The organism is Amycolatopsis sp. NPDC058340 (assembly GCF_042723975.1).
In the GTDB taxonomy this organism is placed as follows: Bacteria; Actinomycetota; Actinomycetes; order Mycobacteriales; family Pseudonocardiaceae; genus Amycolatopsis.
This window is the reverse complement of record NZ_JBHXIB010000003.1, coordinates 293,461-318,962: the sequence shown is the minus strand read 5'-3', so window position 1 is coordinate 318,962 and position 25,502 is coordinate 293,461. Positions and strand designations below refer to the sequence as shown.

Annotated in this window: 25 protein-coding genes; 13 read left to right on the top strand and 12 right to left on the bottom strand. The window is 68.8% G+C overall.

The features are described 5' to 3' along the window. Nucleotides 1-35: 35 nt before the first annotated feature. Genes ACFWIW_RS06550 through ACFWIW_RS06540 form a run of 3 tightly spaced genes read right to left on the bottom strand, consistent with a single transcriptional unit; the run spans nucleotide 36 to nucleotide 2,154 of the window. Nucleotides 36-419, bottom strand: a complete 384-nt coding sequence (locus ACFWIW_RS06550; protein WP_378367477.1) for a RidA family protein — start codon at nucleotides 417-419, stop codon at nucleotides 36-38. Continuing rightward, nucleotides 416-1,180 (bottom strand): IclR family transcriptional regulator, encoded by a 765-nt coding sequence (locus ACFWIW_RS06545; RefSeq protein ID WP_072026456.1) that lies wholly within the window; start codon nucleotides 1,178-1,180, stop codon nucleotides 416-418. The genes ACFWIW_RS06550 and ACFWIW_RS06545 overlap by 4 nt, the downstream gene beginning before the upstream one ends. Next, the gene (locus ACFWIW_RS06540; RefSeq protein WP_378367507.1) at nucleotides 1,177-2,154 is read right to left on the bottom strand and encodes a sugar kinase; all 978 of its coding nucleotides are present in this window, start codon (nucleotides 2,152-2,154) and stop codon (nucleotides 1,177-1,179) included. Before ACFWIW_RS06540 ends, ACFWIW_RS06545 begins: the two co-directional genes overlap by 4 nt. Before the next feature lie 269 nt (nucleotides 2,155-2,423). Between ACFWIW_RS06540 and ACFWIW_RS06535 the strand changes: the two genes are divergently transcribed. From ACFWIW_RS06535 to ACFWIW_RS06500, 8 genes are read left to right on the top strand one after another with little or no spacing between them, the layout of a single operon-like run. After that, nucleotides 2,424-3,728, top strand: a complete 1,305-nt coding sequence (locus tag ACFWIW_RS06535; protein WP_378367476.1) for an amino acid deaminase — start codon at nucleotides 2,424-2,426, stop codon at nucleotides 3,726-3,728. Between the two features lie 33 nt (nucleotides 3,729-3,761). Continuing rightward, on the top strand, nucleotides 3,762-5,357 hold the full coding sequence (locus ACFWIW_RS06530; protein WP_240593157.1) for an amidohydrolase family protein: 1,596 nt from the start codon (nucleotides 3,762-3,764) through the stop codon (nucleotides 5,355-5,357). Beyond that, nucleotides 5,354-6,742 (top strand): GntP family permease, encoded by a 1,389-nt coding sequence (locus ACFWIW_RS06525; protein WP_378367475.1) that lies wholly within the window; start codon nucleotides 5,354-5,356, stop codon nucleotides 6,740-6,742. The genes ACFWIW_RS06530 and ACFWIW_RS06525 overlap by 4 nt, the downstream gene beginning before the upstream one ends. Before the next feature lie 27 nt (nucleotides 6,743-6,769). Further along, on the top strand, nucleotides 6,770-7,900 hold the full coding sequence (locus tag ACFWIW_RS06520) for a lactonase family protein (RefSeq protein WP_378367474.1): 1,131 nt from the start codon (nucleotides 6,770-6,772) through the stop codon (nucleotides 7,898-7,900). 10 nt (nucleotides 7,901-7,910) lie between these two features. Further along, complete coding sequence (locus tag ACFWIW_RS06515) at nucleotides 7,911-9,194, top strand: extracellular solute-binding protein (protein ID WP_378367473.1); 1,284 nt, start codon at nucleotides 7,911-7,913, stop codon at nucleotides 9,192-9,194. Beyond that, nucleotides 9,195-10,154, top strand: a complete 960-nt coding sequence (locus ACFWIW_RS06510; protein ID WP_378367472.1) for a carbohydrate ABC transporter permease — start codon at nucleotides 9,195-9,197, stop codon at nucleotides 10,152-10,154. Continuing rightward, the gene (locus tag ACFWIW_RS06505; protein WP_240593161.1) at nucleotides 10,145-11,011 is read left to right on the top strand and encodes a carbohydrate ABC transporter permease; all 867 of its coding nucleotides are present in this window, start codon (nucleotides 10,145-10,147) and stop codon (nucleotides 11,009-11,011) included. Before ACFWIW_RS06510 ends, ACFWIW_RS06505 begins: the two co-directional genes overlap by 10 nt. Nucleotide 11,012: 1 nt before the next feature. Beyond that, nucleotides 11,013-12,425: a beta-N-acetylhexosaminidase gene (locus tag ACFWIW_RS06500; RefSeq protein WP_378367471.1), complete on the top strand. Its 1,413-nt coding sequence runs from the start codon at nucleotides 11,013-11,015 to the stop codon at nucleotides 12,423-12,425. 210 nt (nucleotides 12,426-12,635) lie between these two features. On the opposite strand, the gene ACFWIW_RS06495 is transcribed toward ACFWIW_RS06500, so the two are convergent. Beyond that, nucleotides 12,636-13,733, bottom strand: a complete 1,098-nt coding sequence (locus ACFWIW_RS06495; protein WP_378367470.1) for a DUF5005 domain-containing protein — start codon at nucleotides 13,731-13,733, stop codon at nucleotides 12,636-12,638. 67 nt (nucleotides 13,734-13,800) lie between these two features. Between ACFWIW_RS06495 and ACFWIW_RS06490 the strand changes: the two genes are divergently transcribed. Further along, nucleotides 13,801-15,051 (top strand): choice-of-anchor Q domain-containing protein, encoded by a 1,251-nt coding sequence (locus ACFWIW_RS06490; protein ID WP_378367469.1) that lies wholly within the window; start codon nucleotides 13,801-13,803, stop codon nucleotides 15,049-15,051. A gap of 52 nt (nucleotides 15,052-15,103) precedes the next feature. On the opposite strand, the gene ACFWIW_RS06485 is transcribed toward ACFWIW_RS06490, so the two are convergent. The 3 genes from ACFWIW_RS06485 to ACFWIW_RS06475 form a co-directional block, all read right to left on the bottom strand. Beyond that, nucleotides 15,104-15,652 carry a snapalysin family zinc-dependent metalloprotease gene (locus ACFWIW_RS06485; protein WP_378367468.1) on the bottom strand — a complete coding sequence of 183 codons (549 nt, stop codon included), beginning with the start codon at nucleotides 15,650-15,652 and terminating at the stop codon, nucleotides 15,104-15,106. A 174-nt stretch (nucleotides 15,653-15,826) separates the two neighbouring features. Then, nucleotides 15,827-16,495 (bottom strand): response regulator, encoded by a 669-nt coding sequence (locus tag ACFWIW_RS06480; RefSeq protein WP_037345590.1) that lies wholly within the window; start codon nucleotides 16,493-16,495, stop codon nucleotides 15,827-15,829. Continuing rightward, nucleotides 16,492-18,096: an ATP-binding protein gene (locus tag ACFWIW_RS06475; RefSeq protein ID WP_378367467.1), complete on the bottom strand. Its 1,605-nt coding sequence runs from the start codon at nucleotides 18,094-18,096 to the stop codon at nucleotides 16,492-16,494. Before ACFWIW_RS06475 ends, ACFWIW_RS06480 begins: the two co-directional genes overlap by 4 nt. A gap of 204 nt (nucleotides 18,097-18,300) precedes the next feature. Here ACFWIW_RS06475 and ACFWIW_RS06470 point away from each other — a divergent pair, with 204 nt between their 5' ends. Both ACFWIW_RS06470 and ACFWIW_RS06465 read left to right on the top strand, forming a co-directional pair. Next, entirely contained in the window at nucleotides 18,301-19,620 is a 1,320-nt protein-coding gene (locus ACFWIW_RS06470) for a cation:dicarboxylate symporter family transporter (RefSeq protein ID WP_378367506.1), read from the top strand. Nucleotides 19,621-19,703: 83 nt separating this feature from the next. Continuing rightward, nucleotides 19,704-20,285, top strand: a complete 582-nt coding sequence (locus ACFWIW_RS06465; protein ID WP_378367466.1) for a DUF6000 family protein — start codon at nucleotides 19,704-19,706, stop codon at nucleotides 20,283-20,285. Here the strand turns inward: ACFWIW_RS06465 and ACFWIW_RS06460 are convergent. Next, nucleotides 20,275-20,676, bottom strand: coding sequence for a helix-turn-helix domain-containing protein (locus tag ACFWIW_RS06460; RefSeq protein WP_240593172.1), 402 nt, complete (start codon nucleotides 20,674-20,676; stop codon nucleotides 20,275-20,277). The two genes, ACFWIW_RS06465 and ACFWIW_RS06460, sit on opposite strands and share 11 nt — an antisense overlap. A 99-nt stretch (nucleotides 20,677-20,775) precedes the next feature. Between ACFWIW_RS06460 and ACFWIW_RS06455 the strand changes: the two genes are divergently transcribed. After that, the gene (locus ACFWIW_RS06455; RefSeq protein WP_378367465.1) at nucleotides 20,776-22,179 is read left to right on the top strand and encodes an MFS transporter; all 1,404 of its coding nucleotides are present in this window, start codon (nucleotides 20,776-20,778) and stop codon (nucleotides 22,177-22,179) included. Here the strand turns inward: ACFWIW_RS06455 and ACFWIW_RS06450 are convergent. Genes ACFWIW_RS06450 through ACFWIW_RS06435 form a run of 4 tightly spaced genes read right to left on the bottom strand, consistent with a single transcriptional unit; the run spans nucleotide 22,158 to nucleotide 24,600 of the window. Beyond that, nucleotides 22,158-22,862 (bottom strand): carbon-nitrogen hydrolase family protein, encoded by a 705-nt coding sequence (locus ACFWIW_RS06450; protein ID WP_378367464.1) that lies wholly within the window; start codon nucleotides 22,860-22,862, stop codon nucleotides 22,158-22,160. The two genes, ACFWIW_RS06455 and ACFWIW_RS06450, sit on opposite strands and share 22 nt — an antisense overlap. A 9-nt stretch (nucleotides 22,863-22,871) precedes the next feature. Then, entirely contained in the window at nucleotides 22,872-23,345 is a 474-nt protein-coding gene (locus ACFWIW_RS06445; protein ID WP_378367463.1) for an SRPBCC family protein, read from the bottom strand. Then, nucleotides 23,342-24,052: an anti-sigma factor family protein gene (locus tag ACFWIW_RS06440; RefSeq protein WP_378367462.1), complete on the bottom strand. Its 711-nt coding sequence runs from the start codon at nucleotides 24,050-24,052 to the stop codon at nucleotides 23,342-23,344. Before ACFWIW_RS06440 ends, ACFWIW_RS06445 begins: the two co-directional genes overlap by 4 nt. After that, nucleotides 24,049-24,600: a sigma-70 family RNA polymerase sigma factor gene (locus ACFWIW_RS06435; protein WP_378367505.1), complete on the bottom strand. Its 552-nt coding sequence runs from the start codon at nucleotides 24,598-24,600 to the stop codon at nucleotides 24,049-24,051. The genes ACFWIW_RS06440 and ACFWIW_RS06435 overlap by 4 nt, the downstream gene beginning before the upstream one ends. A 260-nt stretch (nucleotides 24,601-24,860) precedes the next feature. Here ACFWIW_RS06435 and ACFWIW_RS06430 point away from each other — a divergent pair, with 260 nt between their 5' ends. Next, the gene (locus ACFWIW_RS06430; protein ID WP_378367461.1) at nucleotides 24,861-25,499 is read left to right on the top strand and encodes a fibronectin type III domain-containing protein; all 639 of its coding nucleotides are present in this window, start codon (nucleotides 24,861-24,863) and stop codon (nucleotides 25,497-25,499) included. Nucleotides 25,500-25,502: the final 3 nt, after the last annotated feature.

Genomic DNA, 25,502 nt, shown 5'->3' with positions numbered 1-25,502 from the left:
GTTCTAACCGTCCTTGCCACTCACGAGGCGCGGGGTCAGTCCGTGACGGCCAGGACGTCGATCTCCACCAGCAGGCCGGCGGGCAGGCCGACGTAGACGGTGGTGCGGGCCGGGTGCGACGCCTCGCCGATCAGCTTGTTGTAGACCTCGTTGAACGCGCCGAAGTGGTCGACGTCGGTCAGGTACACGCGCACCATCATCGCGTCGGCCAGGCTCGAACCGGCGGCCTCGAGCACCGCCTCGATGTTCTTGAAGGTCTGCTCGGTCTGCTCACCGACGGTCTCGCCGACGATGGCGCCGGTGGCCGGGTCGAAGGCGACCTGGCCGGCCACCTGCAGGATGTTGCCCTTGCGGACCGCCTGCGAGAACGCGGCCACCGGCTTCGGCGCGTTCTCCGTGCTGATCGCGGTCTTGCTCATTCCAACTTCCCCTTTCGGTTCCCCGTCCATCCACTGTGGACGGAAGCTTCTTCGGTGGCGGCGATCAGCTCCGGCACGAGCGCCATCAGGCCGTCGTAGTCGAGCAGCACCTTCGGCACCGACACCGACGCGGCGGCGAGCACCACGCCGCCCGGGCCGCGGACGGGCGCGGCGACGCAGTGGATGAAGTCCTCGTGTTCGGCGTTGTCCACCGCGTAGCCGCGGTCGGCGACGAGCGCGAGCTCCTTCTCGTAGGCCTCGGGCGTGGTGATCGTGTTCGGCGTGCGGACGAAGAAGTCGATCCTCGACACCACGTCCGCCTGCTTCTCCGGTGTCATCGCCGCGACGAGCACCTTGCCGACGGCGGTGCAGTGCAGCGGCGCGCGTTTCCCGATGCGGGAATACATCCGCACCGAATGCCTGCCCTCGAACTTGTCGATGTAGACGACCTCCCCGTCCTCATAGGACGCGAGGTGCACGGTGTGCCCGGTGCGCGCGTTGAGCCCGGCGAGCGCGGATTGGGCGGTGCGGCGGACGTCGCGGTCCTCCAGCGCCTGCTGGGCGAGGTCGAAGAGCGCGCTGCCCAGCCGGTAGTACCGCTGCCCCTCCCTGCGCACGAAGTGGTGTGCCTCCAGGGTGCGCAGCAGGCGCAGCACGGTCGACTTGTGCACGCCGATCTCCTCGGCGAGCTGGTCGAGCGTCTTCGGCTCGCGGGCGAGCCCGCCCAGCAGCGTGAGCGCCCTGTCCAGGCTCTGGCTCATCCGCCCACCACTCCCTTGTCCGTCAGTTTGGCCGACGCCCATGCTGCCTCATCCGCTCCGAGGAGTGCTCCGACGACGGATCCGGGCAGCGGCGTGCCCACGTCGTCGTGGGTCAGCAGGGTGGCCGCGGCCTGCAGATGGCCGCGTCGCAGCCGGGTCGCGGGGTCGTCGCCGCGCAGGGTGGCGGCGAGGAATCCGGCCGCGAAGGCGTCACCGGCGCCGACTGGTTCCACGACGTCGACCTGGAGCGCGGGCGAGAACAGCGGTGTTTCGTCGCCTTCGATCAACGTGACCCCGCGTGCCCCGTGCTTGACGACCAGCGTCTTCGGTCCGGGCACCGCGGCGCGCAGCCGCGCCGGATCGCCGGTCCCCCACACCCGCTCGGCCTCGTCCTCGCCGGCCAGCACGATGTCGGCGCGGGCGGCCAGGCCTGCCAGCACCGACGGGTCACGGTCGGTCCACAGCGCGGGCCGGAAGTTCACATCGAACGACATCAGCGTGCGGCCACGGGGTCGTTCCATCAGCGCCCGCACCAGGTCGAGGCAGCCGTCCGACAGCGCGGGCGTGATCCCGGACAGATGGATCACGCGGACACCGTCGAGATCGAGTTTCCCCAGGAGCCCGGCGTCCATTCCGGACGCGGCGGAGCCCTTGCGGTAGTAGCGGACGGGACTGCCGTCCGCGCCGCTCTCCTTGATGTAGAGCCCGGTCGGGCGCGTCGGATCGACCACGACCGCGCTGACGTCCACCCCCGCCGCGCCGATTTCGCGCACCAACGCGCGGCCGAACGGATCGTCGCCGACGGCGCTCACCCACGCACTGGTGAAACCCAGCGCGGGGAGATGGCAGGCGACGTTCGATTCGGCCCCTCCGATGCTTCGCACCCACTTACGTACCTCGTCGGGCGGCCCGGGTTCGGCCGGCACGAACAAGGCCATCGACTCCCCGATGCACAAAACGTCAGTGCTCTTCATCGCGCCGACCGCCATCCCGCTGCCGGGGCGCACGTCACGGAATCGCATCGCCTCGCGTTCGGCAAGCGCCCTGCCATCGCGATGACGGGGCCTCCGGCCGAAAGGGCGCGACCCCAAAAGATCAAAAGATTCCCGGGCGGCCGAAGCTCACCTGTCACTTCCGCGTCTCCTCATCGTCACGCCGTTGACCTCCAGCGGACCGGATGCTACACCTATCCCACGCAATATGCGCAACGTCCGTTGCAACATACGCAACCGAGGTGACCCTCATGTTCCAAGCCGGCACCATCGATTCCGCCGCGGTCGCGGCCGTCCGGGAGGAGCGCGTCGACTGGCGCTTCCGCTCCGTCGCGCCCTCGCTGTCCGGTCTCACGATCGGCGAAGCCGCCGCCCGCGGCGCGAAGCTGTTCGAAGACGGCTTCCTCGGACCGTTCGTCGTCCTCGACGAAGAGGCCGTCGAGCACAACCTCCGCACGATGGCGGACTGGTGCGCCGAACGCGGGGTCGCGCTGGCCCCGCACGGCAAGACGACGATGGCGCCGCAGCTGTTCGAGCGGCAGCTGAAGCACGGCTCGTGGGGTATCACCTGCGCGAACGCCGGCCACCTCCGGATCTACCGCGCGTTCGGCGTTTCCCGCATCCTGCTGGCGAACCAGCTGCTCGATCCGTCCGGTCTGAAGTGGCTGGCCGCCGAGCTGGACGCCGACGACGACTTCGAGTTCGTCTGCTGGGTCGACTCGGTCCGCGGTGTCGAACTGATGACCGAAGCCCTGCGCGGGGCCCGCAGGAAGGTGGACGTGCTCGTCGAGCTTGGCGCCGAGGGCGGCCGCACCGGTGTCCGCGACACCGAGACCGCGCTCGCCGTGGCCGAGGCCGCGCACGCGAGCCCGGTCTTGCGGCTACGCGGTTCCGGCGGCTACGAGGGCGCGCTTTCCCATCACACGGACGAAAAGTCGCTCCGGCTGATCAGCTCCTATGTGGATGGTCTGCGCGAACTCGTCTTCGCCTTCCACGCCAAGGGCCTGCTCGACGACGCCGGGCAGATCATCGTGACCGGCGGCGGCAGCGCGTACTTCGACCGCGTCGCCGACGAGCTCACCAAGGACTGGGGTGGCCTGGAGGTCCTGCCAATCCTCCGCAGCGGCGCCTACGTGACCCACGACGACGGCTTCTACCGCGTGATCTCGCCCTTGGGCGAGCACCCGCGCATCGGCGGCGTCGCCTCCTTCCGGTCCGCGTTGCGTGCCTGGGCACAGGTGACGTCGAAGCCGACGGACGAACTCGCGCTGCTCACCATCGGCAAACGGGACGCCTCGTTCGACGAGGGCATGCCCGAGCCGCGCCTCATCCGCAAGGGCGACGGGCAGACGTCCGCGCTCGAAGGTCATTCCATCCAGAAGATGAACGACCAGCACGCCTTCCTCACCCTGCCCGCGTCGTCACCGGTCGAGGTCGGGGACTGGATCGCCCTCGGGCTGTCCCATCCCTGCACCGTCTTCGACAAATGGCCCCTGATCCCGGTCGTCGGCCCCGACGGCGAGACCGTGCTCGATTTCGTCCGCACCCATTTCTGATCCGTCCTCCACCGCCGCAGAGGAAGAATCACCATGGACATCGTCGTCCGCTCCGCACTGGTCGCCGACGGCACCGGGGATCCGCTCACCAGGCATGACGTGGGCATCTCCGACGGCCGTATCGCCAGTGTCGCCGAACCCGGCTCGCTCTCGGGCCGCCGCACCATCGACGCCGAAGGACTCGTGCTCGCGCCCGGGTTCATCGACATGCATTCGCATTCCGACCTCCAGTTGCTCGCCAATCCGGATCACCTCGCGAAGCTCTCCCAGGGCGTCACGACCGAGGTGCTCGGGCAGGACGGGCTCTCCTACGCGCCCGTGAACGACGAGGTCCTCGCCGCACTACGCCAGCAGCTGGCAGGCTGGAACGACGATCCGGCCGGTTTCGACTGGAACTGGCGTTCCGTCGGCGAGTACCTCGACCGGCTCGACGCGGGGGTCGCGGTCAACGCGGCCTACCTGGTGCCGCAGGGCACCGTCCGCATGCTCACCGTCGGCTGGGAAGACCGGCCCGCCACCGAAGCCGAGATGAACGCGATGAAGGAACTCATCGCGACCGGGCTGGCCGAGGGTGCGATGGGCATGTCGTCCGGGCTCACCTACACACCGGGCATGTACGCGACCACCGAAGAACTGGTCGAGCTGTGCCAGGTCGTCGGCGAGCGCGGTGGCTTCTACAGCCCGCACCATCGCAGCTACGGCAAGGGCGCGCTGGAGGCGTTCGGCGAGATGGTCGACGTCTCCCGCCGTTCGGGCTGTCCGCTGCACCTCGCGCACGCCACGATGAACTTCTCGGTGAACAAGGGCAAGGCGTCGAACCTGCTGGAGCTGCTCGACCGGGCGCTCGACGACGGCTGCGACATCACGCTGGACACCTATCCCTACCTTCCCGGCGCCACCTACCTTTCCGCGCTGCTGCCGAGCTGGGCCACCGAGGGCGGGCTCGACGCCACGCTGGCCCGGTTGTCCGATGTGGACACCCGTGAGCGGATCCGCGCCGAGATCGAGGAAACCGGTTCCGACGGCGCCCACGGGGTGCCGATCGACTGGGAGGCCATCGAGATCAACGGCGTCCGCCGCGACGAGAACTCCCACCTCGTCGGGCATTCCGTCGCCGCTTCGGCACAACGGGCCGGGAAGCCGGCCGCGGAGCTGTACTTCGACGTCCTGCTCTCGGAGAAGCTCGGGACGTCCTGCCTGATGCACGTCGGGCACGAGGAGAACGTCCAGGCGATCATGCGCCACCGCACCCACACCGGCGGCAGCGACGGGCTGCTCGTCGGCGCGCGGCCGCATCCCCGCGCCTGGGGCACGTTCCCGCGTTACCTCGCGCGCTACGTCCGCGAACTCGGCGTCCTCGAACTCGCCGAATGCGTCGCCCACCTCACCGGCCGCGCGGCACAGCGCCTGCGGCTGACCGACCGGGGTCTCGTCCGCGCCGGATACGCGGCGGATCTCGTGCTGTTCGACCCGGAAACCGTCGCCGACACCGCCACGTTCGACGAGCCGCGGCAGCAGGCCGCCGGTATCCCCTATGTCTTCGTCAACGGTGTCGCCGCCATCGACGATGGTCAACCGACCGGCGCCCTCGCCGGTCATTCACTGCGGAACCCCGGGAGTGCCCGATGATCGACTGGCTCCAACATTCGACGGGAGGTCTCCTGACCCTCGCCGCCGTCTCGATCGCGGTGTTGCTGTTCCTCATCATCAAGGTCAAGCTCGAGCCCTTCATCGCGCTGATCGTGGTCGGCCTGCTGACCGCGCTGGCCGCGGGCCTGCCGGTCGTCCAGATCGTCGGCTCCGCGCAGAAGGCCTCGGATTCCCTGCTGGAGAAGGGATTCGGCGGGATCCTCGGCCATATCGCCGCGATCATCGGGCTCGGCACGATCCTCGGGTCCATTTTGGAGCGTTCGGGCGGGGCGAAGGTGCTCACCAGCGCGCTGCTGCGCGCCATCGGTGAGAAGCGGGCCCCGCTGGCGATGGGGCTCGCGGGCTTCGTCTTCGGCATCCCGGTGTTCTTCGACATCGGCATCTTCGTGCTGGCGCCGCTGGTCTACGTTGCCGCCAAACAGGGCGGCCGTTCGCTCGTGCTGTACGCGTTGCCGTTGCTCGCCGGGCTTTCCATCACCCACGCGTTCCTCCCGCCGCACCCCGGCCCGGTGGCCGCGGCCGGTCTGCTGCACGTCGAACTCGGCTGGATCATCCTGATGGGCCTGGTCTGCGGTATTCCCGCGTTCCTCGTCGGCGGTGTGCTGTATTCGACGTGGATCGGCAAGCGGGTCGACGTGGCCGTTCCCGCGGAATTCCTGGTCGCCGAGGAAGAAGGCGAAAAGGAGACGAACCCGCCGTCGCTCGGGCTGGTGCTGGGGATCATCGCGGTCCCGCTGGTGCTGATCCTCGCCGGGACCTTCGGCAGCATCTGGCTTCCCAAGGCCTCCGCGGCCGCCGGTGTCGCCGCGTTCATCGGTACCCCGGCGGTCGCGCTGACCGTCTCGGTGCTGCTCGCGTCCTGGTTGCTGGGGCTGCGCCGCGGCTTGACGGGCAAGGATTTGAGCGAGCTTTCGGCGAAGTCGCTGCGCCCGGTCGCGATGATCCTGCTGGTGGTCGGCGCGGGCGCGTTCTTCGGCGCCGTGCTGTCCGCCACCGGGATCGGCAAGGCCGTCGCGGGTTCGCTCGACAACGCCGGCCTCCCGGTCATCCTGGCGGCGTACGTCATCAGTTGCGGTATGCGCATCGCACAGGGTTCGGCGACGGTCGCGATCGTGACCACGAGCGGCATCGTCGCACCGACGGTGGCGACGCTGGGCTACTCGCAGATGCAGCTCGCGCTGCTGGTCGTCGCGATTTCGGCGGGCTCGATCATCGCCTCCCACGTGAACGACGGCGGTTTCTGGATCATCTCGCGGTACTTCAACATGACCGTGCCGGAGACCCTGAAAACCTGGACCGTATTGGAAACCGTCCTTTCCGTTTCCGGTTTCGGCGTGGCAGCATTGCTCATGGCAGTGGTTTAAACCACCTGACGACTGGGAGAGATCACGATGACCGGACTGGATCGACGCACCTTCCTCGGCGCCGTCGGAGCGGCTGGACTCACCACCGTTCTCGGTTCCCACCTCGCGAACGCTTCCGAACAAACCTGCGGACCGAAGGGAACCGGGGCCATCTACATCAGCAGCTACACCAGTTCCGGGCGCGGGCTCGATGTCGGTCACCGGGACGCGGCCACGAACGCCGTGGTCGTCGACCGGACGATTCCGGGAGTGAGCAACGCTTCCTGGTTCGACCTCAGCGCCGACCGCAAGACGCTCTACGTGACCAATGAGGACGAGAACGGCCAGATCTCCGCGTTCAGCCTGGCCGATCCGGCCAAACCCAAGCTGCTCAACAAGAAATCGGCCAAGGGACAGCACCCGACCCATCTGAGCGTCCATTCGAGCCAGAAGTACGTGCTGGCCGCGAACTACAGCAGCGGCAGCGTCGTCGTCCTCCCGATCCTCGCGGGCGGGAAACTCGGCGACGTCGTCGATCTGGCGCAGCACAAGGGCGCCGAGCGTCAGGCGCACGCGCACCAGGTCGTCAACGACCCCACCGGCAAGTGGGTGCTCGCGGTCGACCTCGGCGCGGATTCGGTCTACGTCTACAAACTCGACGTCGCCACCGGGAAACTGAAGCTCAACCAGCAGCTGAAACTCCCGTCGGGCGCCGGGCCGCGGCACCTGGCGTTCCACCCGAACGGCAAATACGCCTACATCCTCGGTGAGCTGCGTGCCGAGGTGACCGTCGCGGCGTGGAACCCGGCGACCGGGAAACTCACCGCCGGGCAGGTCGTCCCGGCCGTTCCCGCGGGCACCCCCGGCGAGCAGTACCCGGGCGAGATCACCACGTCCAAGGACGGGAAGTTCGTCTACGCCTCCGTGCGCGGCTCCGACACGATCGCGTCGTTCGGCGTCAGCGAGGACGGGAAGTCCTTGAAGCTGCTGGACAACGCGCCCGTCGGCGGGGTGTACCCGCGGCACTTCACCCTCGACCCGACCGAGCGCTGGTTCTACGTCTCGAGCGACAAGTCCGGCACGCTCAGCTGGCTGCCGCGCGATCCCGGCACCGGCCTTCCCGGGGCCGTCGCCGGGAAACTGGCGCTCCCCCAAGTCAATTCCGTCTTTTTCGCCTAAGGAGAAACCCATGAGAACTCGCGTCCTCATCGCGGGCCTCGCGGCGGTCGGCCTCGTCACGGCCTGCGCGCCCGCCCAGAACACCCCGGCCGCGGGCGGCGGTGACGAGAAGACCGGCACGGTCCGGGTCTGGCTGTTCGACGAGGCCAACCGCGCGCCGAAGGAGGCCGCGGTCAAGGAGGCGATCGCCGAGTTCAAGGCGGCACACTCCGGCGTCGAGGTCGACGTCCAGTGGATCCCGGTGGAGGGCCGCGCGGACAAGTTCTCCGGCGCCTTCAACGATCCGGCCAGCGCGCCGGACGTCGCCGAGTTCGGGAACACCGACGTCTCCAGCTACGCCGCCACGGGCGCGCTGGCCGACCTGACCGGCGACCTGTCGGCGTGGAAGGAAGGCGCCGACATCCTGCCCGCCGTACTGGAGACCGCGAAATCCGGCGGCAAGACCTACGGGCTTCCGTGGTTCACCGGCATCCGCGCCTTGTACTACCGGACGGACATCTTCGCCGAACTCGGTCTCAAGCCGCCGTCCACGCTGGCGGAGCTGACCGAAACCGCGAGGACGATCCGCGCCAAGAAGCCGGAGCTGTACGGCATCTCCGTCGGCGGCAAGTACACCTACGCGATGCTGCCCTACCTGTGGGCCCACGGCGGCGAGATCGCCAAGCAGGACGGCGGCAAGTGGAAGTCCACTATGGACTCGGAGCAGGCCAAGGCAGGCGTGACCGCGTACGCGAACCTGCTCAAGGCGGACATCTGCCCGCCCGAACAGTGCGCCAACCTCACCGGGACGCAGAGCATCACGGCGTTCGCCGGTGGCAAGGCGGGGATGTCGATCGGTGGTGACTTCAACCGCAAGGCCGTCGAGGCGGGCCAGGTGAAGGGCAAGTACGCGATCATCCCGCTCCCCGGCACCGAGGCGGGCAAGATCGCCCCGGCGTTCGCGGGCGGCAACCTGCTCGGCGTGTTCAACGCGACCAAGCGCAAGAGCCTCGCGGTCGAGTTCACCCAGCTCCTCGGTGGCGCCAAGTACCAGGAGAAGATGTACGTCGCCATGGGCAACCTGCCCACGCTCGGCAGCGTCCAGCAGAAGCTCGCCGCGAGCGACCCGTCGGTCAAGCCGTTCGTCGACACGCTCACCGCGGGCACGAAGTTCGTCCCCGCCACCGCGGCGTGGTCGAAGATCGACGCGCAGAACGTGCTGCCCACCGCGATCCAGCAGATCGCGACCGGTGGCAAGGATCCCGCCGCCGCGCTGACCGCCGCGGCCGCCGAGATGAACAAGGCGTTCGGCTAAGTGGTCACCAAGGAAATCGCCCGCACCACGGCTCCGGCCGTCCCGGCCCGGCGGTCGCCCCGCCGTCGCCGGGACGGGCGGGCCGCCCTGCTCTACCTGGCTCCCGGTGGCATCCTGCTGCTCGCGATGCTGGTGTACCCGATCTACCAGCTCGTCCTGATCTCGTTCTACGACTACGGCCAGCCGCAGGCGGTCGGCAACGCGCCGCTGGTGTTCCTCGGCTTCGGGAACTACGTCGAACTGCTGGAGAACCTCCAGTTCTGGGAGGTGCTGGCCAAGACGCTCGGGTTCACCGCGGTCTGTGTCGTCGGCAGCCTGGCGCTCGGAACCGGGCTCGCCGTGCTGGCGACCCGGGTCCGCGCCTGGGCGCGCGTTCCGCTGTTCCTCGCGGCGCTGGCGGCATGGGCGACGCCCGCGATGGCGGGCTCGTACGTCTGGCTGTTCCTGTTCGACGCGGACTTCGGCCTGGTCAACGAGGTGCTTTCGGGCCTCGGGTTCACCGGGATGGCGAACCACTCCTGGACCTTCGACACGTACAGCACGTTCGGGCTGGTGGCCGCCGAGGTCATCTGGTGCTCGTTCCCGTTCGTCATGGTGACGATGTACGCGGGGCTCAAGGGCGTGCCGGAAGAGGTCATCGAGGCCGCGTACCTCGACGGCGCGTCGACCTGGCGCACCACCTGGTCGATCACGCTGCCGATGGTGCGGCCACTGCTGACCATCGCCACCATCCAGTCGATCATCTGGGACTTCAAGATCTTCACCCAGATCTACGTGATGACCAACGGCGGCGGCGTGGCCGGGCGCAACCTCGTGCTCAACGTCTTCGCCTATCAACAGGCCTTCGCCGGACAGGAATACGGTCTCGGCGCGGCGCTCGGAGTCGTGATGACCTTGCTGCTGCTGTCCATCACCGGGTTGTACGTCCGGTCCCAACGCCGGAGCGCCGGATGGGTGTGACGACAGGACGCCGGGTTCACAAGCCCGGCAGGCTGATCGCCGAGATCGTCTGCGTGGTGATCGCGGGGATGGTCGCGTTCCCCGTGTACTGGATGGTGCTTTCGGCGTTCAAACCGACCGGGCAGATCCAGGCGGAGAACCCCCGGCCCTGGACGCTCACGCCGACACTCGAACACTTCGAACGGGTGCTCAGCGGCGAAGGCTTCGCGATGTTCTTCCTGAACAGCGTGATCGTGGCCGTCGTGGTGGTGGCGTTGTCGCTGCTGCTCTCGTTCCTTTCGGCGGTCGCGCTGACGCGGTTCAACTTCAAGGGCCGGACCGTGCTGCTGGTGATGGTGCTGGTGGCGCAGATGGTGCCGGTCGAGGCGCTGACCATCCCGCTGTTCTTCCTGATGCGGTCGGTCGGCGACGTCGCGCCGGCGTTCGGCACCAACCATCTCGGCTCGCTGATCCTGGTGCACCTGGCGTTCAGCCTGCCGTTCGCGATCTGGATGCTTCGCGGTTTCGTCGCCGCGGTACCGCAGGAACTGGAAGAGGCGTCAAAGATCGACGGGGCGAGCCGCATGCGGTTCACCTGGCAGATCCTCTTCCCGCTCGTGGCGCCCGGGCTGGTGGCGATCAGCGTGCTGGCGTTCATCCACGCGTGGAACGACTTCCTGTTCGCGAAGACGTTCATCATCTCCAACACCGAGAACCAGACGCTCCCGCTGGCGATCCTCGTGTTCTTCAAACCGGAGGACACCGACTGGGGCGCGGTGATGGCGGGCTCGACCCTGATGACCATCCCGGTGCTGGTGTTCTTCATCCTCGTGCAACGACGACTCGTGTCCGTCATGGGCGGCGCGGTGAAGGGTTGACATGCCTGGCTTCGAAACTCTGCTCCCCCGGCCCGTCTCGGTGGAACCCTTGCCGGGAACCTGTCCCGCACCGTCCGAAGTGGACGTTCGACGGGACACCGCGTTGCCCGCCGAGGGCTACCGGCTGGAGATCGACCCGTCCGGCGTGACCCTGCACGCGGCCGACCAGGCAGGAGAGTTCTACGGCCGCCAGACGCTCCGGCAGCTCATCGGGCCGGACGCCTTCCGGGCCGCGCCGATCCACAGTGGACAGGCGACGATCCCGTGCGGTGTCGTGACCGACCACCCGCGGTTCGGCTGGCGCGGTTGTTTGCTCGACGTGGCGAGGCATTTCCGCACCAAGGCCGAGGTGCTGCGGTTCGTCGACCTGATCGCCGCGCACAAGCTCAACGTGCTCAACCTGCATCTGACCGACGACCAGGGCTGGCGGATCGAGATCCCCGAGTTCCCCAGGCTGACCGAGGTCGGCGGCTGGCGGAAGTCGTCGATGGTCGGACGGCACGACGGACCGGAACGCGACGGACGGCCGCACGGCGGGTTCTACTCGGCCGACGACCTCCGTGAGATCGTCGCGTACGCCGCCGCGCGTTCGGTGACGGTCGTCCCGGAGGTCGACATCCCCGGCCACGCCAGGGCCGCGATCGCCGCCTATCCCGAACTCGGGCCGGAGACCGCCGAGCCGTGGGAGGTCTGGACGAGCTGGGGTATCAGCACGTCGCTGTTGAACACCGAGAAGTCCACTGTGGACTTCTTCAAACGCGTCTTCGACCACGTGCTGGACATCTTCCCGTCCGAGGTCATCGCGCTCGGCGGCGACGAGGTGCCTGGCGCGACCGAGGAGCACGGCCGGTTCGTCCGCGAGATCGCGCAGCACCTCGTCGCCCGGGGACGTCGTCCGCTCGGCTGGGACGAGGTGCTCGAAGCGGGCGATCTGCCGCCGATGGTCATCGGCTCGTGGCAGAGCGAGGCGGCCGGTGCCCGCGCGGCGGCCGCCGGGCACGACGTCGTCATGTGCCCGGAGGACCACGTGTACCTGGACCACCGGCAGTCCGACCATCCCGACGAACCGATCCCGGTCGGGTACCTGAGCACGTTGGAGAGCTTCTACGGCTACGAGCCGGTGCCCGCCGACTACCCCGAGGGGAAGGCGATCCTCGGCGCGCAGGCGCAGGTGTGGTCGGAGCATCTCGACACCGTGCGGCGGGTGGACTACGTCGCTTTCCCGCGCCTGTGCGCTTTCGCCGAGGTGGCGTGGAGCGACCCGGACGGACGGGATTACGCGGAGTTCCTGCCGCGGTTGCGGGACCACCACCTGCCCCGGCTGGACGCGCTGGGCGTCGAATACCGGCCGCTCGACGGGCCGCATCCCTGGCAGACGCGGCCGGGTGTCCCCGGGCGGCCTCGGCAGCGGTGAACGCGTGACTGTGAAGTCCGTGAAGGCCTCCTTGAGGGACTCTGGGTCCCTCAAGGAGGCCTTCACGGACTGGGAACACAAGCGCGGCGTGATGGAGGGCGTAACTCGCGTGATTGGAGGCGGGACTCGGTGTTCCGCCGTTGATCACGCGAGTTACGCCTTCCAGCACGCGAGTGCGGTGCTGCCAAACCTCGTGAGTGGCGATGACGGTTAGAACCGTCCTTGCCACTCACGAGGCCAGATCGGCTGAGGGGGCCAGTCGACCTCGACGAACCGCGGCCGGTAGATCCGCGCGTCCGCGATGTTGTCGGCGTGATCCAGGCTGTTCACGTTGTACGACACCGTGAGCTTCCCGGGACGGCTCAGGTGCGGATGCGCCGTCGCGTCGTAGACGATGCGCCGGTCACTGGCTTCGGGTGCCCGGTGGAGCACGACAGGATCCCGGAACGGGCCGGTCGGCGTACTCGCGGTGTAGGCGAGCATCACCGGGCTGAAGCCGGGGCTGGTGTCCATGGTGATCAGCACGTACTCGCCGCCGACACGGTTCACCGAAAACGCCGTTCCGACACCGGACAGCATCCGGACCGAGTCCTCCTCGCGGAACGACCAACCGGCGCCGGTCCAGAACTGCCAAGGTCCGCGAAGGCCCCCGGCTGGCACCCTGGCGAGCCTCAGATGGCCTTGTTCGGCACCGTAGACATAGGTGTGACCGCCGTCTTCGAGCAGCTCCGATCCCCACGCGACCTTCGCGCTCACCGGAATCACCAGCAGCTCGGACGGCGTCAGGTCGGGCAGACGGAACGTGGCCAGCGACGTCCCGGTGATCCGGAAGTCGAGGCCGCCCGGGCCCGTCGTGCGGTATCGGTTGTAGAGCACCCGCAGGACGTCACCCTCGACGACGCCGTCGCCGACCCAGTAGTGCTCGCCCGAACCCGCGAGACCGATCAGCGCCTTCGGGTCGTCGGCCGTACCGCCGTGCAGCGTCTCCCCCAGCGTGCCGTCGGGCCGCTGGACGACCAGGGTGTTGCGCGCGATGGGACTGTCCCGAGGGCGGCTGTGGTCGGGGTTCACCGTGCCGAGGAACGTGTCCGAGAACAGCCACGCCGTGCGGCCGTCCGGCAGCGGGACCGACACCGTGCGATCCCCGCCGGTCCAGTGCCCGCCCTGATCGCCGTAGTCGTTCCAAAGCTCGTTCAGCCCGGCGGCGGGAATCACCGGCGGTGGCGGTGCGGACGCGACCCCGCTGCTCGCCACCATGGCGCTGAACAGCAGCGCGGCCGGTACGAGAATCCGCGACGCCCGACGCATCCGATCATGCTAAAGCCGCCGGGGTCTTTGTACGACCCTTGTGCGGCAGGTGGTTACGGTCCGCGGCATGTCCTGGAAACTGCTTTCCGTGGCCGTGCTCACCGCTGTCGCGTGCACCGGGTTCACGACGGCCGAAGCCGCTTCGAAGACGTACTACGTCGATCAGGTCTCCGGCAGCGACACCGCGAGCGGCACTTCTCAGCAGGCTCCGTGGAAGTCACTGGCGAAGGTCTCCGCGACGACGTTCGCGGCGGGCGACACCGTCCTGCTGCGTCGCGGCGGGAACTGGTCCGGCGGCCTCACGGTCAAGGGGTCGGGCGTCACGATCGGCGCGTACGGCACCGGCGCGCGGCCGATCGTCAAGGGCAATGCCGAAGCATGTGTCGACCTTCCAGGCGACGACAACGTGGTGAAGGACCTGCAGATCGGCGTCGCCGCCGACGCGGGACGCTGTTCGTGGGCCGGCGTGAAGGTGTCCGGCGATCGCAACAAGGTGCTGTCGAACCTGATCACCGGTGCCGGCGCCGGCGTGTACATCGCGCCGTCGGCCGACGGCACCGAGGTCACGCAGAACGACCTCGTCGACAACAACCACATGACCGTGGTGACGCCGGGCGGCAACGACGACTCCGGCGCGTTCGCCGTGCTGGTCCAGGGCAACGACTCCGACATCGGCTGGAACCGGATCAGCGGTTCGATCGCGAAGGCCGACGACTTCGGCGGACTCGACGGCGCCGCGGTCGAGATCTTCTACGGCTCCCGGAACGTCATCCACCACAACATCTCCGAGGACAACGAGACCTTCACCGAGCTCGGCACGGACGCGAAGGACCCCGACGGCGTCTCGACCGGCAACGTCTTCGAGTACAACGCGGTCTTCGGCGCCAAGACACGCGGCGGGATCATCACGCGCGGCGCCGAGGACGGCAACGGGCCGGTGCTCGGCACGGTGTTCCGCAACAACTCGCTGGCGCTCCCGAACGCCGAGGCGGAGGGTTTCGTCTGCTACGGCGGCTGCACGAACCGGATGCTGACGATGACGCAAAACATCGTCCAGGCCGCGTACAAGGTCGGCTACGCGGACGCGACCTTCACCGCGACCGACCACAACGTGTACTTCGGCGGGCTCCGGCAGTTCACCGCGGGCGCGACGGACAAGGTCGCGGATCCGAGGTTCACCTCGGCCACGAACCTGATCCTGCGGGCGGGCAGCCCGGCGATCGACCTCGGCACCACGAAGTACGACGACCGCGACGTCGACGGCAATCCCGTGTACTCCGGCGCGGCGGTCGATGCCGGCGCCTACGAATTCTCGTGAGTGGTAAGGACGGTTCTAACCGCCCTTACCACTCACGAGGCGACCCGAAGCGTCAGTTGTAGATGCGCTGGATGGTGCCGTTCGACAGCAGGCCGTTGGCCCACAGCGAGTTCACCCGCGAGATCTCCTGGGCGTTCGGCGTCGCGTTGGTGCAGGACGGGCCGGGGCCGCCGCCGGACATCAGCTCGGAGCACGGGCCCTGGTAGTTGTCCGGCAGCCCGAGCGCGTGGCCGGTCTCGTGCGCGGCGATCCGCGTCTGGTCGTACTGCTTCGCCTGCGTGTAGTCGATGAAGATGGTGCCGCGGCCGTGGCCGTCGGTCTCGGCGTACGAACCCGAGGGGTCGTTGCCCTCGGTGTAGCGCAGGGTGGCGCCCGACGAGCTCTCCTGCAGCTTCACGTTCGACACCGAGTTGTTCCAGTTCGCCACGCCGGCCTGGATGGCGGCCCGGAAGCTGGGCGCTCCCGAGGCGTCGTAGTAGACCGTGGTCGCCGCCGCGGCCTTCTGAGCAGGCTGGACCGCCGCCGTGGCCTGGCCCGCGGTGACCGGGACGGCCAGCAGCGCCAAGCTCACGGACGCCGAGACGAAGAACTTCCTTGCCATGGACCCACTCCTTGTGAGGACAACGGAATGGTCCGTGAATTTAGGAGCCCCGGCCGCGCCCCGGCACCGACTTTCGTAGCGTCAGACGGCTGGTGATTTACCAACACTTTCGACCTATTGACATGCGCATGTCCGCATACGACGATGGTCGACACCGACCGACCGTATAGGTCGTTATACGGTTTTCGGCTTGTACCAGACTTCGGGACGGCCGACCTGGCCGTAGCGGGGTTCGCGCTGGGCGAGGCCGTTGTCGGCGAGGTATTCGAGGTAGCGGCGCGCGGTGACGCGGGAAGCGCCGATCGCGGTGGCGGCCGCCCCGGCGGAGAGGCCGTCGGCGGCCGAGGCGAGGACTTCGGTGATCGCCTCCAGCGTCTGCCCGCTCATCCCCTTCGGCAGTGCCTGCCGCTCGGTGGTGCGCAGGGTGCCGAGCGCGCGGTCGATCTCGGCCTGTCCGGTGACCTCACCCGAAGCGCCGTGGAATTCGGCGTAGCGCTCCAACTTCTCCCGAAGCGAGGCGAAGGTGAACGGTTTCAGCAGGTACTGCACCACGCCGACCGACACGGCGGCCTTCACCAGCGCCAGATCCCGCGCCGAGGTCACGGCGATGACGTCGATCGGGAGTCCGGCCGCGCGCAGCGACCGGCAGACGGCCAGGCCGTGTGTGTCCGGGAGATAGAAGTCCAGCAGTACCAGGTCGACCGGTTCGCGTTCACAGAACCGCAGGGCGTCGCCGCCGGAGTGCACGACCCCGGCCACGGTGAAGCCGGGCATCCGCTCGACGTACACCCGATGCGCGTCGGCGGCCACCGGCTCGTCCTCGACGACCAGCACCTTGATCATCGCGCGGACTCCTTCGGCGGCAGACGAACGGTGAACACCGCGCCCTCGTCGCGGCCGACGTCGATCGTCCCACTGTGCCGCCGCACCGCCTGACCCACCAGCGCCAGCCCGAGCCCGTGCCCGTCCTCCGGTTTGGTGGACCACCCTCGCCGGAAGACCTCTTCGACGTCCTCGACGCCCGGCCCGGTGTCGGCGACCCGCAGGAGCAACCCGTCGGCGTCCGCCCGGACCGTGACCTCGACCCCTGGCCGCCCGCCGTGGCCGGCGTTGCCCGCGGCCGCGTCGATGCCGTTGTCGATCAGGTTGCCGAGGATGGTCACCAGATCTCGCGGCGGGACGCCGGTGTCCGCGTCCTCCATGACGGTGTCGGGCGTGATCGTGAACTCGACGCCGCGCTCGCTCGCCTCCGCCGCCTTGCCCAACAGGAGCGCCGCGAGCACCGGTTCGGCGACCGCGCCGACCACGCGGTCGGTGAGTTCCTGCGCCAGCGCGAGTTCTTCGGTCGCGAACTCGACGGCTTGTTCGGGGCGGCCGATCTCGACCAGTGAAACGACGGTGTGGAGCCGGTTCGCCGCTTCGTGCGCCTGCGACCGCAACGCCTCGGCCAGTCCGCGCACCGTGGTCAGCTCGCCGGTCAGCGCCTGGAGTTCCGTGTGGTCACGCAGGATCACCACGGTGCCCATCGCCTTCCCGCGCGAGCGCACCGGCGACGTGCTGACGACGAGCACCCTGGCCTCGGTGAGATGCAGCTCGTCGGTGCGCTCCTCGCCCGAGGTGAACGCTTCGACGAGATCTTCGGGAATGTCCAATGCGGACAGTTCGCGGCCGACGGCGTCCTCGGTGACGCCCAGCAGCGCCCGTGCTCCGTCGTTGCACAGCACCACTCGCCCGTCCCCGCCGACGAGCAGCAGCCCCTCGCGCACGGAATGCAGGACGGCTTCGTGGTACTCGAACAGGTTGCTCAGTTCCTCCGGCGCGATCCCCCTGGTCTGCCGCCGGAGCCGGGCGCTGACCAGATAGCTGCCGATCCCGCCGACCACCAGCACCGCCGTCGCGACCCCGATCAGCGGCCACAGGCGTTCCCGCAGTTCCGCGTCGATCGCTTCGACCGTGATACCGACCGAAACCAGCGCGACGACCTGCCCGGCGGCGCCGCGTACCGGGACCACGACACGTTCGGACGGGCCGAGCGAACCGGCATAGGTCTCCACGACCTTGCCGCCGCGCTGTGCCTCACCGATATTGCCGATGAACGGCTGCCCGATCAGCGCCGGATTCGGATGTGTGTAGCGGATGCCGTTCTTGTCCATGATGGTCACGAAATCCACGTCCGTGTCCGCGCGGACACTCTGCGCGAACGGCTGCAGTGTCCGGGTCGGCTCCGATGTGGACAGTGCGGCCAGCACCCCGGGGGCGTCCGCCACCGCTTCGGCAACCGCGGTCACCTTGTCCCGCGCCCGGTCCTCGGTGGCCCTGACCGAATCGAGGTACGCGAACGTCACCCCGGCCGCGACGAGCACGAAAAGCACCACGAGCTGCAGAATCAGCAGCTGACGGGCGAGACTGCCGCGTCTGGTCCGGATCCGCGTCGTCGAGGGCACCCGCCCATACCAGCACACCGGCACCGGGGCCCGCGGCCCGCCCGGCCGGAATTCCCCGGAAACCACTCGTGCGAACTCAATGAACACAACCGTGACCCAGCTCACCAGCCCGGGTGATAGTGACCGGCAATCCCACGGACACCCCCTGAGCTGGAGGCAAAGGTGCCTACAACGCCGGAAGCGGCGCCACGACGCCGCGACAAGATGCACTACCTGTACCTGGCCGTGATCGCGGCGGTGGTCCTCGGCGTCATCGTCGGGTTCGCCGCACCGGGTCTGGCCAAGGAGCTCAAGCCGCTCGGCACGGGCTTCGTCAACCTGATCAAGATGATGATCTCCCCCATCATCTTCTGCACCATCGTGCTCGGCATCGGATCGGTGGCGAAGGCCGCGAAGGTCGGCAAGGTCGGGTTGCTGTCACTCGGCTACTTCCTGATGATGTCGACGTTCGCGCTCGCGATCGGCCTCGTCGTGGGCAACCTCCTGCACCCGGGTGAGGGTCTGCACCTCGACCCCGCCGCCGCCGCGAAGGCGCACTCGCAGGCCGAAGGCGGCGAAGGCACCGTCGACTTCCTGATGGGCATCATCCCGACCAGCTTCGGTTCCGCCTTCACCGAAGGCCAGGTGCTGCAGACACTCCTGGTCGCGCTCCTCGCCGGCTTCGCCGTGCAGAAGCTGGGCACCAAGGGCGAGCCGATCCGGCGCGGCATCGAGCACATCCAGCGGCTCGTCTTCCGCATCCTCGCCATGATCATGTGGGCCGCCCCGGTCGGCGCGTTCGGCGCGATCGCCGCGGTGGTCGGCGAAACCGGCTGGGGCGCGCTGCGCAGTCTCGCCGTCATCATGATCGGCTTCTACCTGACCTGCCTGGTGTTCGTGTTCGGCGTGCTCGGCTCGGTCCTGTGGATCGGCGCGCGGATCAACATCTTCACGTTGCTGCGCTACCTCGGCCGCGAATTCCTGCTCATCCTGTCGACGTCGTCGTCCGAGTCGGCCCTGCCGCGGCTGATCGCGAAGATGGAGCACCTCGGGGTGTCCAAACCGGTCGTCGGCATCACCGTGCCCACCGGGTACTCGTTCAACCTCGACGGCACGGCCATCTACCTGACGATGGCGACGCTGTTCATCGCCAGCGCGCAGGACCAGCCGCTGGGCGTGGGCGAGCAGATCTCCTTGCTGCTGTTCATGATCATCGCGTCGAAGGGCGCGGCGGGCGTGAGCGGCGCCGGGATCGCCACCCTCGCGGGCGGTCTCCAGTCGCACCGGCCGGAACTGGTCGACGGCGTCGGGTTCATCCTCGGCATCGACCGGTTCATGTCCGAGGCCCGCGCCCTGACCAACTTCGCGGGCAACGCCGTCGCGACCGTCCTGGTCGGGACCTGGACCAAGGAGTTCGACCGGGACCAGGCCAACCGGGTCTTCAGCGGCCAGGCCCCGTTCGACGAAGCCACCCTGATCGACGACCATCCCGACACTTCGCGGGATCCCGACGGCGACAGGGAGAAGACCGTGGCGCACGCGTAGCGCCCGGCGGCGAACCGGAACCGCGGTGCGAGGGTCCCCCGTCCTCGCACCGCGGTTCCTTCTTTTCTGGGAAGCTGAGCGGCATGCCGGACGCCATCGACCGTTACGTGGTCTCGCGGTACTCGAAGCTGCTGCACGGCAACTTCGCCGGGATGATGAGCGACCCCGAACGCGAGGCCTTCCTGCGAGACCTCGTCGAGGACGCGCGGACGATCACCGACGACGAACTGGGCGAACTGCTCGCGGCGGACTGGCGGCCACGGATCACCGCGGCCTGGCTGATCGGCGTCGACCGCCGCACCGCGTGGCGAGGCCGCATCCGGGAACTGCTCCTGGAAAGCGGCCTGGTCTTCGCCGGGCAGGGCTACTGTTTCGCGCTCGCCCGGTTCGGCACGATCGCCGACGCCGAAATCCTCGTGTCCTATTTGGACCAGTACCTCGCGCGGCCGGACCTGCGCTACGACCAGGAATGGGCGCTCGCGGCCCTGCACCACATCGACGCCGATCTCACGACCGCGTACACGTCACGCTATCTGCGACCGGGCGGTCTCTGGGAAAGCTGGTCCGCGAAGAACAGCACGGACCTGCCATTCCACAAGATGTACTTCGCCATGCTGTGCTCGCACGTCCAGCGCGCCGTGCACGCGGCGGACGTCAGGCGCTGACCTTCTCGTCGTAGACGACACGGGACGCGGCGATCGAGTCACGGTGGCGCTCGGCCCAGCTCAGCAGGCCGCTCAGCGACGCATAGAGTTCCTTCGCCATCGGCGTGGCCTCGTACTCCACCTTCGGCGGCACCGTCGGGTACACGGTGCGCACGAGCAGGCCGTCGCGTTCGAGATTCCGCAACGTCAGGGTGAGCATCCGCCTGCTGATCCCCTCCACCGAGCGCTCCAGCTCGGTGAACCGCACGGGGCCGCGCGTGGCCTCCAGCAGGATGCCGATAGCCCACTTGCCGCTGATCCGGTTGATCACCTCGAGCACGGTGCACACCTCGAGTTTTTCGGGATCGACGACCCTGGCCTGCGCGGTCACATCGGTGTTCCCCTGGGACATGAAAGTGCCTCCTTCCGGCGAGGAACAGAGTCACACAAGATGGGCGCTGTTACAAGTGATGCACCAAGGCATCACCTGGGGATATCTCGAAGGAACACCATGCGCGCTTTCGCCCTCGCCGTCCTTTGCGCCGTTTCCCTGATGGTCGTCCTCGACGGCTCGATCGTCGCCGTCGCGCTGCCCGCGATCCAGAACGACCTCGGCTTCACCCCCTCGACACTGGCCTGGGTGGTCAACGCCTACCTGATCGCGTTCGCCGGGCTGCTCCTGTTGTCCGGCAGGCTGGGCGACCTGATCGGCCGGAAACGAGTCTTCCTCGCCGGGCTCGGCCTGTTCACGCTCGCCTCGCTGCTCTGCGGAATCGCGCAGGACCAGGCGCAGCTCATCGGGTTCCGTTTCCTGCAGGGCGCCGGTGGCGCGCTGGCGTCGGCCGTCGTGCTCGGCATGATCACCACGCTCTACCCGGAACCGCGGGCGCGGGCGAAGGCCATCGGTGTCTACAGCTTCACCCAGGCCGCCGGATCGTCGATCGGGCTCATCGCGGGCGGAACGCTCACCCAGCTGCTCGACTGGCACTGGACGTTCTTCGTCAACCTGCCGATCGGCGCGATCGCGCTGGCGCTGGCCGTCCGGCTGCTCGCGGACGATCGAGGCCCCGGCTTGCGCGGCGGCACCGACGTGACCGGCGCCGGGCTGGTCACCGGTGGCCTGATGCTGCTGATCTACACCATCGTCAAGGCCGAGGAGTACACCTGGGCCGACGCCCGCACGCTCGGCCTGCTCGCGGTGTCGCTGCTCCTGCTCGCCGGATTCGTGCTCCGGCAGGCGAAGGCACGCCGACCGTTGCTGCCGCTGCGGATCTTCCGCCTCCGCGCGGTGTCCGGGGCGAACACGGTGATGGTCCTGATGGTCGCCGGGCTGTTCGGTTTCCAGTTCATCACCGCGCTCTACCTGCAGCGCGTGCTCCGGCTCGACGCGCTGAGCACCGGGTTCGCCTTCCTGCCCGCCCCGCTCTCGATCGCGGTGATGTCGCTGGTCTTCGCCGAGCGGTTGAACCACCGCTTCGGAGCGCGAACGGTCCTCGTCGGCGGGCTCTCGCTGGTCGCGCTGGCGCTCGGGTTCCTCGCCACCGTCCAGGCCGACGGCGACTACGCGACGGACGTCCTGCCCGCGCTCGTGCTGATGGGCGTCGGGTTCGGCGCGGCGATGCCGGCGCTCATGGGACAGGCGATGTCCGACGTCGCGCCCGCCGACGCCGGGGTCGCCTCCGGGCTGATCAACACCACGCAGCAGATCGGCGCGGCGATCGGGACCGCCGTCCTCGCGACCACCGCCGCTTCGCGCACCGGATCACTGCTGGCCGAAGGAGCCGCGATGCCCGAAGCGCTCGCCAGCGGCTATCGGGCCGCGTACGCGTTGAGCGCCGGGCTGCTCGCTCTCGCCGTCTTCGCCGCGACAGTGCTCCTTCGCGCGCGGAAGGTTCAAGAGGCGATCGTCGCGTAAGCCCACTCGGAGACTTCGCCGCCGAGACGCACCTCGGCGGCGCCTCCGGGTTTCCAGACCCCGCTGCCGCCGAACGCGGCCATGCCGCCGGTCTTGCCGGAGTACTGGGAAAGCACCACCCACATCCCGTGTCCGGCCGCGACGCCGACCTGGTCGAGCAGCCGCTGTTCCTGGCCCTCACTGAAGAGCGCGCTGAGGACGTACACCTCGGCGCCCGCCTCGGCGAGTTCCCGCGCGTGGTCCGGGTTCGCGGCGTCGAGACAGATCGCCAGACCGAGGCGCCTGCCGCCGACCTCGACGATCACCTGCCGCGCACCCGGTTCGAAGAGCTCTTCCTCGCTGTCGTGGAGGTTCCTTTTCGCATAGGTGGCAACGGTTTCCCCGTCGGGACCGAGGACGAGGGAACCGATGTACCGGTGGCCGTCCTCCACCAGCGGCAGTCCGACGACGGCGTGGACCGCGCTAGCCCGGCAAGCCTCCCGAAGCGGTTCGAGGCGCCGATCGTCCGACGTCAGCCAGAGCCCCGGATCGGCGGCGAGCGCCTCGAATTCCAAACCGGTCAGGGAGAGTTCGGGGAAGACGCAGAGATCGGCGTCCGCGATGCGGAGGAGCCTGGCGTGTTCGGTGATGTTCGCGGCGAGGCCGGCGGGGACGGTGAACGGCTGCACGGTGGCGACACGCATGGCGGGAGCCTAACCCGCCGTGGCCCCCAAATACCCCCGTAATCCGTGTTGCCCGCGTCGCATCATGAGCGCGTGGTTGATCCGGAAGACCGGCCGCGCGACACGATCGAGCTTGCGCAGCAACGGTTTCCGTGCCTCGACCTCCTGCGTGATCTCCAGTCTCGTGCCGTTCCCCACCGCGACCAGCGCACCGGCCAGCGTCCCTTCGAGGTCACCGCTGAGCAGCACTCGCAGCCTGCCCTCACGCTCGTCCTGACGGTCACGGTGCATCCGGACGGTCAGCGCGTACGGCAGCCTGGAGCGGCAGACGAGTTCGGCGGTGTCCTCGTCGACCCGGCTGACCGAACGGACGTCCCGCCACCACAACGGATACGCGGCCAAGTCGACGACCGCGTCGAAAACCGCCTTGGGCGAGGCGGGCAGCACCCACGTGTCGCGGAAGCGGTACCAACCGCCTCCGCGACCCGTGAGCGAACCCGTCATACCTGCGCCGACACCAGGTTCCGGCCGTCCATCGTCACGACGTCGACCGAGGCCACGTCGTTCGGAGCGACCAACGCGGAACCGTCGACGCCGGTGCCCTCACGCTGCCCCTTCTCCGAAACGAGCCAGCTGCCGGCGTTGACCCGCTCTCCGCTCTTGGTCACCACGATGAGCGCGCACTTCTCGCCTTCGCGGACGCCTGTCGCCTTCGCGTGCAGGCGCACCCAGCCCGCGGCCGGGGTCACCCGGACCGCCAGCTGCACACCCGTGTCCCGGTTGGTCGCCGCGAGGTCGCGGGTGCCGGGCACCGGGGCGGTCGCCGTCGGCACCGGCAAGGCCACCGTCGACGGTTCGGGCGACGTCTGCCGTCCGACCAGGACACCCGCGCCGAGCGCCACCACGACCAGTACGGCGGCACCGGCGACGGCGAGGATCCGCCGCGGTTTGCGCTCCTGGTTCCCCTCTTCTTCGCGGACCTGACGCAACGTGCGCTGCAGGAGCAGATCTCCCCCGTCGGGCGGTCCTTCGAGGAACGCCTCCGGGGGCACCTCGTCGAGGTGGTGGCGCAGCTCCGACAGCTCACGCACCTCACGACGGCACGTCGGGCAATTCGCCAGATGCGTCTCGAACGTGGCCGCTTCCGCCGGCGTCAGCCCGCCGAGGACGTAGGCGGCGAGCTGGCCCTGGTCGTGTCCCACCGCACTCATCGCGCTACCTCCTTCCCGGGTCCGGACATCACGGCTCTGAGCGCCCGTAACGCGTAATAGGATCTCGACTTAACGGTACCCGGGGCCACGCCCAGCGACCTCGCCGCTTCGGCCACCGTCCGGCCCCGGTAGTAGATCTCCACCAGTACCTCACGATGTTCCGTGGACAGGCCGTCCATCGCCCCGAGCACGGCCATCGAGTCCACGACGCCCTGCGCGTGGTCCCGCTCCACCGCCGGGGTGGGCACGCCTTCGGCAGGCTCCGCCACTTCCGGTGGCCGCGCCGCCCTGGCCCGCGCGCGGTCGGTGATGATGTTCCGAGCGACCGTGAGCAGCCAGCCCCGCACCGATCCCTTCGCGTCGTTCTCCAGGTCTTCGGCGTGTTTCCAGGCCCGGACCAAGGTCTCCTGCACGACGTCCTCCGCGGCCGCGCGGTCCCCGGTCAGCCTTGTCGCGTACGCCAGCAGGCTTCGCCCGTGTTCGGCGTACAAGTGCCGGACCAAGTCCTCGCCTTTGGCCTTTTTCGGCCGCCAGCCTCCGATCGCCACTCGCGTCCTCCCGACGGTCTTCTGGGTCGGCGAGGACAGTACTGCAACCCGCAGGGGCAGAGTGGATCGTTCGGCGCCCGCCGCGATCGAACTGTGCATCGGCACCGGCCTCTCCTCGGTTCTCCATGGCCGCCTCCTCTTGCCTCCCACACGGACGGCGGGGGGACGCGGTTCAACCGGGGGCTTGTCGATCACCGGACGCGCTCGTATGCTGGCGCCTCCGGATTCCGCCGCCGCCTGATTCCCGGGAGGGTCTCGGCGTGCCAAGGAAACTCGCGGCCGTGCTGCTGGCGGTCGCTTTCGTGTCGGGCTGCGGCGAGGAGCCCGGCTTCACCGCGACGCTGACGGATCCGGTGAACGTCGACCTGAGCTGGCCCGACGACGATCCGGCCGCCGCGGGCAGGATCGTCGAGTACACCACCGATCCGCACGGCGAGTACACGATCCTGCAGTTCGTGCCGCCTCGGCAGACGACCTTCCGGCATCCGGACCTGATCCCGGAAACGCGGTTCTACTACCGGATCCGGCCGTTCTACGGTGCCGCTTCGGACGCCGTGACGGTGTCCGGCCCCGCGACTCCCGCCGCTTCCGGACCCGCCGTGCCGCTGCGGTCGGGCGATCGATCGGCCGCCCCGGCGTCGTTCCGGGCCGAGCCCGCGCCGGAGGAGATGGTGCGGTTCAGCTGGGCCGATCGCTCCAGCGACGAGGACGGCTTCCTGGTGGAGATCAAGAAACCCGGCACGGACGGGTTCGTGCCGATCGAGGTCGCCGATCCGGGGACGACGTCGGCCGGGCTCGCCACCATGCCGGGCGAAGAGGGCGCCTCGTATCGGCTGCGCGCCTTCTACTACGGGCCCGCTTCGCACGTTCTGGACCTCGTGAGTGGCAAGGACGGTTAGAAC

Bases quoted from the DNA above. Each gene is read 5' to 3' on its own strand.
- ACFWIW_RS06535 (WP_378367476.1), top strand. From the start codon at position 2,424: ATGTTCCAAGCCGGCACCATCGATTCCGCCGCGGTCGCGGCCGTCCGG.
- ACFWIW_RS06490 (WP_378367469.1), top strand. From the start codon at position 13,801: ATGTCCTGGAAACTGCTTTCCGTGGCCGTGCTCACCGCTGTCGCGTGC.
- ACFWIW_RS06530 (WP_240593157.1), top strand. From the start codon at position 3,762: ATGGACATCGTCGTCCGCTCCGCACTGGTCGCCGACGGCACCGGGGAT.
- ACFWIW_RS06500 (WP_378367471.1), top strand. From the start codon at position 11,013: ATGCCTGGCTTCGAAACTCTGCTCCCCCGGCCCGTCTCGGTGGAACCC.
- ACFWIW_RS06485 (WP_378367468.1), bottom strand. From the start codon at position 15,652: ATGGCAAGGAAGTTCTTCGTCTCGGCGTCCGTGAGCTTGGCGCTGCTG.
- ACFWIW_RS06550 (WP_378367477.1), bottom strand. From the start codon at position 419: ATGAGCAAGACCGCGATCAGCACGGAGAACGCGCCGAAGCCGGTGGCC.
- ACFWIW_RS06515 (WP_378367473.1), top strand. From the start codon at position 7,911: ATGAGAACTCGCGTCCTCATCGCGGGCCTCGCGGCGGTCGGCCTCGTC.
- ACFWIW_RS06460 (WP_240593172.1), bottom strand. From the start codon at position 20,676: ATGTCCCAGGGGAACACCGATGTGACCGCGCAGGCCAGGGTCGTCGAT.
- ACFWIW_RS06505 (WP_240593161.1), top strand. From the start codon at position 10,145: ATGGGTGTGACGACAGGACGCCGGGTTCACAAGCCCGGCAGGCTGATC.
- ACFWIW_RS06445 (WP_378367463.1), bottom strand. From the start codon at position 23,345: ATGACGGGTTCGCTCACGGGTCGCGGAGGCGGTTGGTACCGCTTCCGC.
- ACFWIW_RS06495 (WP_378367470.1), bottom strand. From the start codon at position 13,733: ATGCGTCGGGCGTCGCGGATTCTCGTACCGGCCGCGCTGCTGTTCAGC.
- ACFWIW_RS06480 (WP_037345590.1), bottom strand. From the start codon at position 16,495: ATGATCAAGGTGCTGGTCGTCGAGGACGAGCCGGTGGCCGCCGACGCG.
- ACFWIW_RS06470 (WP_378367506.1), top strand. From the start codon at position 18,301: ATGCACTACCTGTACCTGGCCGTGATCGCGGCGGTGGTCCTCGGCGTC.
- ACFWIW_RS06465 (WP_378367466.1), top strand. From the start codon at position 19,704: ATGCCGGACGCCATCGACCGTTACGTGGTCTCGCGGTACTCGAAGCTG.
- ACFWIW_RS06450 (WP_378367464.1), bottom strand. From the start codon at position 22,862: ATGCGTGTCGCCACCGTGCAGCCGTTCACCGTCCCCGCCGGCCTCGCC.
- ACFWIW_RS06525 (WP_378367475.1), top strand. From the start codon at position 5,354: ATGATCGACTGGCTCCAACATTCGACGGGAGGTCTCCTGACCCTCGCC.
- ACFWIW_RS06440 (WP_378367462.1), bottom strand. From the start codon at position 24,052: ATGAGTGCGGTGGGACACGACCAGGGCCAGCTCGCCGCCTACGTCCTC.
- ACFWIW_RS06540 (WP_378367507.1), bottom strand. From the start codon at position 2,154: ATGAAGAGCACTGACGTTTTGTGCATCGGGGAGTCGATGGCCTTGTTC.
- ACFWIW_RS06545 (WP_072026456.1), bottom strand. From the start codon at position 1,180: ATGAGCCAGAGCCTGGACAGGGCGCTCACGCTGCTGGGCGGGCTCGCC.
- ACFWIW_RS06520 (WP_378367474.1), top strand. From the start codon at position 6,770: ATGACCGGACTGGATCGACGCACCTTCCTCGGCGCCGTCGGAGCGGCT.
- ACFWIW_RS06455 (WP_378367465.1), top strand. From the start codon at position 20,776: ATGCGCGCTTTCGCCCTCGCCGTCCTTTGCGCCGTTTCCCTGATGGTC.